13 protein-coding genes are annotated in these 12,308 nt (G+C 71.1%); 11 read left to right on the top strand and 2 right to left on the bottom strand.

The features are described from left to right. Positions 1–11: 11 nt before the first annotated feature. Positions 12–812, top strand: a complete 801-nt coding sequence (locus ACFXOM_RS22650) for an inositol monophosphatase family protein (RefSeq protein WP_384938419.1) — start codon at positions 12–14, stop codon at positions 810–812. A 313-nt stretch (positions 813–1,125) separates the two neighbouring features. Here the strand turns inward: ACFXOM_RS22650 and ACFXOM_RS22645 are convergent, their stop codons facing one another. Beyond that, positions 1,126–1,299 carry a hypothetical protein gene (locus ACFXOM_RS22645; RefSeq protein ID WP_384938420.1) on the bottom strand — a complete coding sequence of 58 codons (174 nt, stop codon included), beginning with the start codon at positions 1,297–1,299 and terminating at the stop codon, positions 1,126–1,128. A 325-nt stretch (positions 1,300–1,624) separates the two neighbouring features. On the opposite strand from ACFXOM_RS22645, the gene ACFXOM_RS22640 reads away from it, so the two are divergent. From ACFXOM_RS22640 to ACFXOM_RS22625, 4 genes are all read left to right on the top strand, one after another. Further along, complete coding sequence (locus ACFXOM_RS22640; protein ID WP_384938422.1) at positions 1,625–2,278, top strand: response regulator transcription factor; 654 nt, start codon at positions 1,625–1,627, stop codon at positions 2,276–2,278. Between the two features lie 3 nt (positions 2,279–2,281). Beyond that, on the top strand, positions 2,282–3,526 hold the full coding sequence (locus ACFXOM_RS22635; protein WP_384938424.1) for a sensor histidine kinase: 1,245 nt from the start codon (positions 2,282–2,284) through the stop codon (positions 3,524–3,526). A 404-nt stretch (positions 3,527–3,930) separates the two neighbouring features. Beyond that, entirely contained in the window at positions 3,931–4,227 is a 297-nt protein-coding gene (locus ACFXOM_RS22630) for a DUF4193 domain-containing protein (RefSeq protein WP_338673390.1), read from the top strand. A 13-nt stretch (positions 4,228–4,240) separates the two neighbouring features. Then, the gene (locus ACFXOM_RS22625) at positions 4,241–5,176 is read left to right on the top strand and encodes a hypothetical protein (protein ID WP_385038986.1); all 936 of its coding nucleotides are present in this window, start codon (positions 4,241–4,243) and stop codon (positions 5,174–5,176) included. A gap of 202 nt (positions 5,177–5,378) precedes the next feature. Here ACFXOM_RS22625 and ACFXOM_RS22620 read toward each other — a convergent pair whose 3' ends face one another. Then, positions 5,379–5,849 (bottom strand): DUF3093 domain-containing protein, encoded by a 471-nt coding sequence (locus tag ACFXOM_RS22620; RefSeq protein WP_384938428.1) that lies wholly within the window; start codon positions 5,847–5,849, stop codon positions 5,379–5,381. Positions 5,850–5,906: 57 nt separating this feature from the next. On the opposite strand from ACFXOM_RS22620, the gene ACFXOM_RS22615 reads away from it, so the two are divergent. The 6 genes from ACFXOM_RS22615 to ACFXOM_RS22590 all read left to right on the top strand — a co-directional run bounded on the left by ACFXOM_RS22615 (position 5,907) and on the right by ACFXOM_RS22590 (position 12,308). Then, positions 5,907–6,482, top strand: a complete 576-nt coding sequence (locus ACFXOM_RS22615; RefSeq protein ID WP_384938429.1) for a PaaI family thioesterase — start codon at positions 5,907–5,909, stop codon at positions 6,480–6,482. Continuing rightward, positions 6,482–7,003, top strand: coding sequence for a dUTP diphosphatase (dut, locus tag ACFXOM_RS22610; protein ID WP_384938431.1), 522 nt, complete (start codon positions 6,482–6,484; stop codon positions 7,001–7,003). Before ACFXOM_RS22615 ends, dut begins: the two co-directional genes overlap by 1 nt. A gap of 1 nt (position 7,004) precedes the next feature. Next, positions 7,005–7,772, top strand: coding sequence for a DUF3710 domain-containing protein (locus ACFXOM_RS22605; RefSeq protein WP_384938433.1), 768 nt, complete (start codon positions 7,005–7,007; stop codon positions 7,770–7,772). Between the two features lie 652 nt (positions 7,773–8,424). Next, the gene (locus ACFXOM_RS22600) at positions 8,425–10,968 is read left to right on the top strand and encodes an ATP-binding protein (RefSeq protein ID WP_384938435.1); all 2,544 of its coding nucleotides are present in this window, start codon (positions 8,425–8,427) and stop codon (positions 10,966–10,968) included. Positions 10,969–11,023: 55 nt separating this feature from the next. Continuing rightward, a complete protein-coding gene (locus tag ACFXOM_RS22595) occupies positions 11,024–11,707 on the top strand; it encodes a response regulator (RefSeq protein ID WP_384938437.1) in 684 nt (227 codons plus the stop codon). Between the two features lie 193 nt (positions 11,708–11,900). Beyond that, positions 11,901–12,308, top strand: coding sequence for an OB-fold nucleic acid binding domain-containing protein (locus tag ACFXOM_RS22590; protein ID WP_384938439.1), 408 nt, complete (start codon positions 11,901–11,903; stop codon positions 12,306–12,308).

Genomic DNA, 12,308 nt, shown 5'->3' with positions numbered 1-12,308 from the left:
AGGGAGCCACCGTGACCGATCCACTCCTCGACGAACTGCTGTCCCTCGCCCTGGAGGCGGGCCGGCGGGCCGGCGTGCTCCTGCGCGACGGCAGGCCCGACGACCTCGAGGTCGCCGCGACCAAGTCCAGTCCGATCGACGTCGTCACCGAGATGGACATTGCCGCGGAGAAGTTGATCACCGGCTACCTCGCCGAGCACCGGCCCGAGGACGGTCTCCTCGGAGAGGAGGGCTCGTCGACCGAGGGCACCACCGGGATCCGCTGGGTCGTCGACCCGCTCGACGGCACGGTCAACTACTTGTACGGCCTGCCCACCTGGGCGGTGTCGATCGCTGCCGAGCGGGACGGCGAGACCGTGGTGGGCGTGGTCGACGTGCCGATGCGGGGCGAGACGTACCGGGCGGTCCTCGGTCAGGGCGCCTTCAGTGGTGACCGGCGATTGCTGTGCCGTCCCGCGGCGCCGCTCGACCAGGCACTGGTGGCGACCGGCTTCAACTACGTCCACCCCGTCCGCGCCCACCAGGCGGACGTGGCCCAGCAGCTCATCCCCAGGCTGCGCGACATCCGGCGCAGCGGCTCGGCGGCGGTCGACCTCTGTGACCTGGCCGCCGGCCGTCTCGACGGCTACTACGAGCGGGGCCTGCACCCGTGGGACCTCGCGGCGGGCGACCTCATCGCCCGCGAGGCGGGCGCGCTCAGCGGCGGACGCCCGGGCGGGCCTCCCACCGGGGACCTGGCGGTCGCGGCGACGCCCGGAGTGTTCGAGCCGCTGCAGCAGCTTCTGGAGGAGCTGGGGGCCTGGCACGACTGAACCCGTCCCGGGGCTTCGCGCACCGTGGCCGGGTGGGGCCGGCGTACTACCGGTCCGGCGTACTACCGGTCCGGTTGGCGAACGGGCAACCTGCGCGCCGCTCGGAGAGTCACGCAGGCGTCCCGGCACCCCGGCGTTCCCCGCGCACCACGAGGCGCTTCGTCCACGCCGCGGGAACGGTGGTGGCGGCGGCTCGGCCCGGAGCGGGAAGCAGGAAGCGGGAAGGGAGCGGGGGAGAGGAAAGAGGGCGGGGGCAGCCCGGTCGGGCATGCGAAAGGGCCCGGCTGCGCGCCGGGCCCTTCTGCGAGTCCGGTCAGGCGCTCGCTGCGCCGACCGCGACGCCGTGCTCCGCTGCCAGGCGATGCAGGTCGTCCAGCTCGGCCTGCTCGACGTCCGCCAGGAAGTCGTCGCCCGTCTCGCGCGCACGGCTGAGGTCGGTCTCCGTGGCCTTGATGCGCTGCAGGAGTCCTGCGGTGAATGCGTCCATGGTTGCGCCCCCTCGTCGTGGGATCGGTGGCGGGGTGGATCACGCCCTCTCCCTGGGGGGACGGAGAGCGGGGTGTGGCAAGCCACATACACGGCGTGATCGTGGGGTTGGAGTCGTCCTCCCCATGGCCAACCTCTGAGAAACCTCAACTCTGCCGTGAATCCCGTGAATTCCCGGCGTCACCGGATCGAGGCTCCGGTTTACAGCCGGTTTACGCGCGTAAGGGGCAGGATGGAGGGACACAGTCAGTGCTACGAAACCGGTCACTGACCCGAAAGCATGCCCCGGCCATCGGCTCGGGCGCTCCACAGAAAGGACCAGCCACGTGCGCGTACTCGTCGTCGAGGACGAGCAGCTGCTCGCCGATGCGGTGGCCACCGGACTGCGCCGGGAGGCCATGGCCGTCGACGTCGTGTACGACGGCGCGGCCGCCCTGGAGCGGATCGGAGTGAACGACTACGACGTGGTCGTCCTCGACCGGGACCTCCCGCTCGTCCACGGGGACGACGTCTGCCGCAAGATCGTCGAGCTGGGCATGCCCACGCGCGTCCTGATGCTCACCGCCGCGGGCGACGTCAGCGACCGGGTCGAGGGCCTGGAGCTCGGCGCGGACGACTACCTCCCCAAGCCGTTCGCCTTCACGGAGCTCACCGCCCGCGTCCGGGCCCTGGGTCGCCGCACCACCGTGCCGCTCCCGCCCGTCCTCGAGCGGGCCGGGATCAAGCTCGACCCCAACCGCCGCGAGGTCTTCCGCGACGGCAGGGAGATCCAGCTCGCCCCGAAGGAGTTCGCCGTGCTGGAGGTCCTGATGCGCAGCGAGGGCGCCGTCGTCTCCGCCGAGCAGCTGCTCGAGAAGGCGTGGGACGAGAACACCGATCCCTTCACCAACGTGGTGCGCGTCACCGTGATGACCTTGCGCCGCAAGCTCGGGGAACCACCGGTGATCGTGACCGTTCCCGGCTCCGGCTACCGGATCTGAGCCGTGGCCACCGCACCCGCGCCCCCCGCAGCGCCCCCGAAACCCACCTGGGACCCACGCGAGCCCGTCGGCCCTCTGCTGCGGCCCACCATCCGGATACGGCTCACCCTGTTGTACGGCGGGATGTTCCTGATCGCGGGCATCCTGCTGCTCTCGATCATCTACCTGCTGGCCGCCCAGGCCCTGCACGACGGCCTACTGCAGTCGGTGCAGATCCACGTTCCCCGAGGGGTCGACGTGAGCTTCACCAGCCCGGCCTGTCCGCGCCTCAACGAAGCCACCACCGATGACGCGACCAACGCCGCGCTCAAGCTGTGCGTCGCCGAACAGCGCCAGCAGGCGCTCGACGACCTCCTCACCCGCTCCCTGTTCGCGCTCCTCGGTCTCAGCGTCATCGCGTTCGCCTTCGGGTACGCGATGGCCGGCCGGGTGCTCTCCCCGCTGGGCAAGATCACCCGAACCGCGCGGCGCGTGGTCGGGTCCGACCTGTCCCGGCGGATCGAGCTGGACGGACCGGACGACGAGCTGAAGGAGCTCGCGGACACGTTCGACGAGATGCTGGACCGGCTGGAGCGCGCCTTCACGGCCCAGCAGCGGTTCGTGGCCAACGCCTCGCACGAGCTCCGCACCCCGCTCGCGATCAACCGCACCTTGCTGGAGGTGCAGCTCGCGGACCCGGAGGCGCCTCCGGAGCTCCATCAGCTGGGCAAGACGCTGCTCGCCACCAACGAGCGCAGCGAGCAGCTGGTGGAAGGCCTGCTGCTGCTCGCCCGCAGCGAGAACCAGATCGTGGAGCGCAAGCCCGTGGACCTCGCGGAGGTCGCGGAGCGGGCCGTCGACCAGACCCACGCCGAAGCCGTGGCCAAGGGAGTGGAGATCCGTGGCCAGCGGGCCCTCGCCGTCGTGCAGGGCAGCGGCGTGCTGCTGGAGCGGATCGCACTGAACCTCGTTCAGAACGGGGTGCGGTACAACGTCCCCGAGGGCGGCTGGGTGGAAGTCACGACGGCTGCCCTGCCCGGTCAGGCCGTGTTGGTCGTGTCCAACACCGGACCAGTCGTGCCCGCCTACGAGATCGACAACCTCTTCGAGCCGTTCAGGCGGCTCAGGCAGGAGCGCACCGGCAGCGACAAGGGCGTCGGGCTCGGCCTGTCGATCGCCCGGTCCGTCGCGAGGGCCCACGGTGGCCGTATCATCGCGGAGCCGCGCGAGGGCGGCGGTCTCGTCATGCGTGTCACGCTGCCGGTGTGACGCGCGGGTGACCGCCGCTGGGAAATCGCCTCGTGTTCGCTTTACGCGGAATTTTAGGGACCTGCACCCGAGGGATCCGTGTGTGATCGATCACAGAGGGGGCTTTCCGGCCATCTACGCTCCGTGATCGGAAATCCTGTTGGAAAGCTGGGAAAAGTCCTGGTTTCCGAGGGTCCAGATCACGGGAAGTACACGGGGGTGGCGCCTGTGAAGTGCGACATTAGGACCGTGTACGGTCCTCATCGCCATCCAACCCGATCGCCCTTGGGGGGTCCGGTTGGGTGTCGATTGAGTAACAGACCTTGATGTGAGGCAAAATCTCCGCCTCAGGTCGGGCACAAGTCCGGCCTCTCACGCGTTACGTGCGCTGGAGACACCGCAGACACCCAGAGGGGGAGAGCGACATGGCAACGGATTACGACACCCCACGCAAGACCGATGACGACCTCAACGAGGACAGCATCGAGGAGCTCAAGGCCCGTCGGAACGACAAGTCGACCTCGACCGTCGACGTCGACGAGTTCGAGGCGGCAGAGGGGCTGGAGCTCCCCGGCGCGGACCTCTCGAACGAGGAGCTGGCCGTCCGGGTGCTGCCCAAGCAGGCGGACGAGTTCACCTGCATGAGCTGCTTCCTCGTCCACCACCGCAGCCAGCTGGCCCGGGAGAAGAACGGCCAGCCGATCTGCCGAGACTGCGACTGAGGTCCGGTCGGCCGTGGCGGGCGACAAACCGGCGGACCGGCCCCGGAAGCGTCGCTTCCGGCGGAAGGGCTCTCCGGAGGCGCACCCGAGCGGTCCGGGCCCGTGGGACGGCGCCCCGACGCCGGACGGGCACGGGCGCCCCGACGGCCTGCCCCCTCCCGGCGTACGTGACGACGAGCGGGGCCTCGCGGCCTCGCTCGAGGCAACCCCGGAGGACGGGCCCCTGACCAAGGCCCGGCGCCTCGACAACGTCAAGCGGGGTGTACGCCGGAGCGGCCGGATCGCCAAGGCCGGACTCGCGTACGTCGTCGACCGGGTCATCGAGATCGCGCCGCGGATCCCGGTCCGCGACCTCGCGACCCTGCGCAAGCAGTTCCCGGGGCTCGGCCCCGAAGAGCTCGCGGACAAGCTGATCGCGGGCGCCGCGAACGGCACGTCCACCGTGGGCGCCGGCATCGGCGCCGCCGCGATGCTGCCCGTTCCGCCGGCGCTCCCGGCCGAACTGGCGACGGAGATCGTCAGCGTCGCCGCCATCGAGCTGAAGCTCATCGCCGAGCTGCACGAGGTCTACGGCATGCGGCCGCCGGGCGGCGTCACGGAGCGAGCCAGCGCCTACCTCACCAGCTGGACGGAGGAGCGCGGCGTCGACGTGACCAAGCCGTGGACGATCGACGCGGCCCTCGGCGGCCACATGAAACGCGAGCTGCGCCAGCAGGTCATGAAGCGCACGATCCGCAACCTACCGAACCTCATCCCCTTCATGATCGGGGCCGCGGTGGGTGCGTTGATGAACCGGCGCGACACCAGGAAGCTCGCCGAGCGCATCAGGAAAGACCTGCGCAACCGACAAGTCCCGTGGGACGCCCTGCCCGCACAACCTCCGCTGGAGCAGCCCAAGGAGCTGCCCGGCGACCTCCCGCCCGAAGTCCGCAGGGAACTCGGACTCTGAGGCGGCCGCACCGCGGACGGGTTCTCGGAGCGTGCCGGACGACCGAGCGCCGGTCGGGGAGCCGGCAACTGATACCGGCCCGCCCGGAGAGCCACCCGTACCCGCAGGCCGCTCGTATCCACCCGTCCCCTCGGACCAGCCGGAACGCCCGGAACGCTGCGGTCGTGCGTCGTGCGACGAGACCCTCCGTGCCTGCGGGCGGTCAGCCGGCCCGCACGGCGCCGAGGGCGGCCACCAGGCCCTGGGGGTCGCGCGTGGAGAGGTACACGTAGGGCGTCGGATCCTCCGGATCCGTGACCGGCACCCGCACCGCCGTGGTCACATAACTGCGCAGCACCATGAACGCCCTCGGGTCCGCCTTGTAGGACCGCCAGGCCCGGGCCTCCTCGGCGTCCAACGCCTCGGCTTCGCCGAGCGCGGAGACCGGGATCCGGGCGCTGCCCGCGACCAGGGAGTCCGCGACCACCCGGATCCGCGCCGAGCCGTACGAGCTGACCGCCGCCGCCGCCAGTGCACCAGCGCCGATGAGGCCGGCCAGCATCGGCACCGGCCCCAGCGGAAGCATCACCAGCCCGCCGGACACCCCCACCAGGACAGCGATGAGCCACCAGGAACGGGGGGCCGTCAGGCGTTCGTCGTAGCGCGGCGCGGAAGGAGTGGCGGAGGACTGCATGGACCAAGCTTGGCACGGCACGACCTGCGGCGACCCGCGCGGGTAAGGTCTGCGCCTGTGAGCACTCCACTGACTCCTCCGGCCGACGCCATACCGCCGGTAAGGCACCCTGACGCGCCCGCTCCCGGCGAGCTCCTCGGCGCGCACTACGAGCACTGTTTCGGCTGCGGGGGCGGTCAGCCCCACGGGCTGCACCTGGAGGCACGGGCGGGTGAGGGCGTCAGTCTCACCGCCGAGTTCACCGTCACCGCGGCCCATCAGGGCGCACCGGGCCTCGCCCACGGCGGTGTGCTGGCCACGGCCCTCGACGAGACGCTCGGTTCGCTGAACTGGTTGCTGCGGGTGATCGCCGTGACCGGGCGGCTGGAGACCGACTTCGCCCGTCCCGTTCCGGTGGACACGGTGCTGTTCCTGGAGGCCGAGGTCACCGCCGTGAGCGGCCGCAAGATCTACTCCCGGGCCACCGGCCGGATCGGAGGGCCCGAGGGCCCCGTCGCGGTCCGGGCCGAAGCCCTCTTCATCGAAGTCAAGGTCGACCACTTCATCGACAACGGCCGCCCGGAGGAGATCCAGGCCGCCATGGCCGACCCCGACCAGGTCAGGCGCACCCGCGCCTTCGAGGTGAACCCCTGATGCGCAGTCCCGTCGACGTCCTGATCCGACGAGTGGACCCGGAGGTGCCGCTCCCCTCCTACGGGCACCCCGGCGACGCCGGTGCCGACCTGGTCACCACGCAGGCCGCGGAGCTCGCGCCGGGCGAGCGCGCCGTTCTGCCGACGGGCGTGTCCATCGCCCTTCCGGACGGGTACGCGGCCTTTGTGCATCCGCGTTCGGGACTGGCGGCCCGGTGCGGTGTCGCCCTCGTGAATGCCCCAGGGACGGTGGATGCCGGGTACCGTGGGGAGATCAAGGTAATCGTGGTCAATCTGGACCCGCGCGAGAGCGTGCGGTTCGAACGGTTCGACCGGGTTGCCCAACTGGTCGTCCAGCAGGTCGAGAAGGTGCGCTTCCACGAGGTGGCGGAGCTTCCCGGCTCGGCACGGGCCGAGGGGGGCTTCGGGTCCACCGGCGGTCATGCCGCTGTGGGCGGCTCGGGCGGTTCACAGGGTGGGAATCGATACGCTTCGGTCGTATCCGACCGGGAAGGACAGTGACGTGTTCGGACGTCGCAAGAAGAGTGGTGCCGCCGATGACGTGGCGAGCGAGACCGAGCAGGTCGTCGACGAACGCGACACGGACGAGGCGGCCGAGGAGAAGGCGCCGCGCCGGGTGAACCTTCCTCCGGCACCCCGGCCCGACGGCCCCTGGGACCTCACCGAGGTCGCCAAGCCAGAGGAAGGCCGTGTGGACCTGGGCGGACTCTTCGTGCCCGGAGTCGAGGGCATGGAACTGCGCGTCGAGGTCGCGGGGGATGCGATCGTCGCCGCGACGGTCGTGCTGAGCGACAGCGCCATCCAGCTCCAGGCATTCGCTGCGCCGAAGAAGGAAGGCATCTGGGGCGAGGTCCGCGAGGAGATCGCCAGCGGAATCACCCAGCAGGGCGGTGTCATCGACGAGGTCGAGGGCACCCTCGGCTGGGAGCTGCGGGCGCAGGTCCCGGTGCAGCTGCCCGACGGCACCGGCGGTGTGCAGCTCGTGCGGTTCGTGGGGGTCGACGGTCCGCGCTGGTTCCTGCGGGGCGTGATCTCCGGACAGGGCGCCGTGCAGCCGCAGGCGGCAGGACTGCTGGAGCAGATCTTCCGGGACACGGTGGTGGTGCGCGGCGAGGGGCCGATGGCGCCCCGCGACCCTATCGTCCTGAAGCTGCCCAGCGATGCGCAGATGGTCCCCGAGGGCGTGCAGCAGGAGGACCAGGAGACGTCCCGCTTCTCGGGCGGCATGGGACAGCTGCAGCGCGGCCCGGAGATCACCGAGGTGCGCTGACACCACCGGTCCCCGGCGCGCGCGACCGGGGAGGGAACGTGAGCGAGCCGGTGCACCGGGCACACGTGACACGCAGGAGGGCCGCGCTCCGCTACGGAGCGCGGCCCTCCTGCGTGTCACCCGCCGTGAGGGGCGGACACGTATGGGCAACGGCCCGTGCCGCCGGAGGAACGGGCCCGGAGGCAGCCCGCAGCGGAGGGTGCGGAAGCGCTGACCGGAGGCCCCGTCCGGGCCGCACGCCGACCCCGTCGATGCACGTGACTCGCGGACCCGGCGACGGCGAGACGAGGGGCCCCTGGCGCGCTCGGCGGGTCCACAGGCTCCTGCCCGCGAGCAGGATCGGCCCCCTCGGCCCACGCGACGTGGCCGGCCGGTCCGGCACGGCCGTCGTACGGCATCAGCCCAGGGCACGGACCGTCCGCGCCCGGTGACCCGCCCGGCTCCTCCCCTGCCGCCCGCCGGCAGGCCCCCGTTCCGGCGCTCCGGTCGGGTAGTGGTCGGACGGGCCGGAGCGGGCATCAGAATCCCGTCAAAACGGTGTCCAACCTCCCCGTCGTACCCGGTATGCCGGTGGTTCCGAGTAGGTTGCGGCAGGGCGTCCACGGGGGACGCAGCAGCCCCTGCGTGGCTGCCACTGAAGGACAATGGGGCCATGGCACGCGGCAAGCTACGGATCTACCTCGGAGCGGCACCGGGCGTGGGGAAGACGTACGCGATGCTCTCCGAGGCGCACCGGCGGGTCGAGCGGGGCACCGACTGTGTCGTCGGGTTCGTGGAGCACCACGACCGGCCGCGCACCGAGGTGATGCTGGACGGGTTGGAGCAGGTCCCACGGTGCCTGGTGCCGTACCGCGACACCACCTTCACCGAGATGGACGTGGACGCGGTCCTGGAGCGCAGCCCCGTCGTCGCCCTCGTGGACGAACTGGCCCACACCAACGTCCCCGGCTCGCGGAACGCCAAGCGCTGGCAGGACGTCGAAGAGCTCCTCGCCGCCGGGGTCGACGTCATTTCGACCGTCAACATCCAGCACCTGGAGTCGCTCGGGGACGTCGTCGAGTCGATAACCGGCGTGCGCCAGCGCGAGACGGTCCCCGACGAGGTCGTCCGCCGGGCCGACCAGATCGAACTGGTCGACATGTCGCCCCAGGCGCTGCGCCGACGCATGGCGCACGGCAACATCTACCAGCCGGACAAGATCGACGCCTCGCTCTCCAACTACTTCCGCCCCGGCAACCTCACCGCCCTCCGCGAACTGGCACTCCTCTGGGTCGCCGACCGGGTGGACGAGTACCTCCAGCAGTACCGGGGCGAGCACAACATCCGCTCCACCTGGCAGGCCCGGGAACGGATCGTGGTCGGTCTCACCGGGGGACCCGAGGGACGCACCCTCATCCGCCGTGCCGCCCGGATGGCCGCCAAGGGGTCGGGGAGCGAGATCCTCGCCGTCTACATCGCCCGCAGCGACGGACTGACCTCCGCCTCGCCCAAGGAGCTGGCGGTGCAGCGGACCCTCGTCGAGGACCTCGGTGGATCGTTCCACCACGTCATCGGCGACGACATCCCCAGCGCGCTCCTCGAATTCGCCCGCGGCGTCAACGCCACGCAGATCGTGCTCGGCTCCTCGCGCCGCAAGACCTGGCAGTACGTCTTCGGACCGGGAGTCGGTGCGATCGTCGCCCGGGAATCCGGACCCGACCTCGACGTCCACATCGTCACGCACGGCGAGGTCGGCCGCGGCCGCGGGCTCCCCGTCACCCGCGGCGCCCGTCTCGGCCGCTCCCGGATCATCTGGGGATGGGCGGTGGGCATCGCCGGGCCGGCCCTGCTGTGCCTGTTGCTGACCCACGTCAGCGTCGAACTCGGCCTGGCCAACGACATGCTGCTGTTCCTGGCGCTGACCGTGGCCGCCGCGCTCGTCGGGGGACTGCTCCCGGCGCTGGCCTCGGCCGCCTTCGGATCGTTGCTGCTGAACTACTACTTCACCCCGCCACTGCACCGGCTGACCATCGCCGACCCCAAGAACATCGTCGCCATCGCGATCTTCGTGTCCACGGCGGTGTCGGTGGCCTCCGTGGTCGACCTGGCCGCCCGTCGCACCCACCAGGCCGCCCGGCTGCGCGCCGAGTCCGAGGTCCTCTCCTTCCTGGCAGGCAGCGTGCTGCGCGGTGAGGACAGCCTCGAAGCGCTACTGGAACGGGTACGCGAGACCTTCTCCATGGAATCGGTGGCACTGCTGGAGCGCGCCGGTGACGTCGATCCGTGGACCTGCGCCGGCAGCGTGGGCCCCGGGCCGGCGGGCCGTCCCGAAGACGCCGACGTGGACATGCCCGTGGGCGACCACATGGCGCTGGCACTCTCCGGCCGTGTCCTGCCGGCCGAGGACCGCCGGGTGCTGGGTGCCTTCGCCGCCCAGGCCGCCGTCGTCCTCGAACGGCAGCGTCTCGTCGGACAAGCCGAGGAGGCCCGCACCCTCGTCGAGGGCAACCGCATCCGTACGGCCCTCCTGGCCGCCGTCAGCCACGATCTGCGCACCCCGCTCGCCGGGATCAAGGCCGCCGTCAGCTCACTGCGGTCCGACGACGTCGAATGGTCCGAGGAGGACCGGGACGCGCTCCTCGAAGGCATCGAGGACGGCGCCGATCGGCTCGACCACCTGGTGGGCAACCTGCTCGACATGTCCCGCCTGCAGACCCGCACCGTCACCCCGCTCATCCGGGACGTCGATCTCGACGAGGTCGTCCCCATGGCGCTCATGGGCGTCCCCGACGCGTCCGTGCACCTGGAGATCCCCGAGACGCTTCCGATGGTCCGCGTCGACAAGGGGCTGCTGGAGCGTGCCGTGGCCAACATCGTCGAGAACGCCGTCAAGTACAGCCCAGAGACCACCGCCGTCATGGTGTCCGCGAGTGCCCTGGGCGGCCGGGTGGAACTGCGCGTCGTCGACCGCGGCCACGGGGTGCCCGACGAGGCGAAGGAACGGATCTTCGAGCCCTTCCAGCGCTACGGCGACGCCCCCCGGGGTGCGGGCGTCGGACTGGGCCTGGCCGTGGCACGCGGCTTCGTCGAGGCCATGGGCGGCGCGCTGGCCGCCGAGGACACGCCCGGCGGCGGGCTGACCATGGTCCTCACCCTGCGGGCGGCACCCGGGGTGATCCCGCTCGGCAGCGAACTGCCCGCCCGCATGACGAGCTGAACCGGCCCACCCATCACCCCGACGCAGCGATCGAGAAGACGGAAGGAAGGCACTCATGACCCGAGTGCTCGTGGTCGACGACGAGCCGCAGATCGTACGCGCCCTCGTGATCAACCTGAAGGCGCGCAGGTACGACGTGGACGCGGCTCCCGACGGGGCGACGGCGCTGCAGCTGGCCGCCGCACGCCACCCCGACGTCGTGGTTCTCGACCTGGGTCTGCCGGACATGGACGGCGTCGAGGTGATCAAGGGGCTGCGCGGCTGGACCCGTGTGCCGATCCTCGTGTTGTCCGCGCGGCACACCTCTGACGAGAAGGTCGAGGCACTCGATGCCGGGGCCGACGACTACGTGACCAAGCCGTTCGGCATGGACGAACTGCTGGCGCGGCTGCGCGCCGCGGTGCGCAGGGCGGAACCGGTCGGCGGCGACGACGACACCGTGATCGTCGAGACGGAGGGGTTCACCGTCGACCTCTCCGCGAAGAAGGTCAACCGGGGCGGAAGGGACGTCCGGCTCACCCCGACCGAGTGGCACCTGCTGGAGGTCCTGGTCCGCAACACCGGCAGGCTGGTCAGCCAGAAGCAGCTCCTCCAGGAGGTGTGGGGCCCCTCGTACGGCACGGAGACCAATTACCTGCGGGTGTACATGGCGCAGCTGCGACGCAAGCTGGAGGCCGACCCCTCGCACCCGAAGCACTTCGTCACCGAGCCCGGCATGGGCTACCGGTTCGAGCGCTGACCGCCCCCGATCCGCCCGCGTGCAGGGTGCCGGTCGTCGCCGCCGTCGAGCCGAGGACCCGCACCGCCCGCACGGCTCGAGGCGGGGCAACGGCCCGCCCCGTACGGCAGGTGGACCCCAGCGGACGACGGCGCCCGCGGTTCGCTGCCGCGGGCGTTGATCGAGCCCCCGAACACCCCGGTAGGCTTTCTGTATGAGTGCTGTACCTCGATCCGGCCAAGCCGAGAAGCCGGTAGGCCGCTTCCGTCGGATGCTCGACCGACTCTCCAGCTCCCAGCAGGACCTGGAATCCGAAGAGCTCCAGGAGGATGCGCAGGCGTCGGGCTGCACGCCCATCTCCGACTGCGGTGACCGCCAGATCGTCAAGGTGGCTGGTACCTTGCGCACGGTCACCCTGAGGCCGCGGGCCGGAGTGCCAGCCCTGGAGGCGGAGCTGTTCGACGGCTCCGCCGCGTTGGACGTGGTCTGGCTGGGCAGGCGCTCCATCGTGGGTATAGAACCGGGCCGCAAGATGATCGCCTCGGGCCGGATCGCCATGAGCCACGGCCGTCGGGTGCTGTTCAACCCCAAATACGAACTCCGACCGCTCGGACAGGAGTAG

It is taken from the genome of Streptomyces sp. NPDC059169, assembly GCF_042755225.1.
Lineage (GTDB): Bacteria > Actinomycetota > Actinomycetes > Streptomycetales > Streptomycetaceae > Streptomyces.
This window is presented reverse-complemented; position numbering and strand designations above follow the sequence as displayed.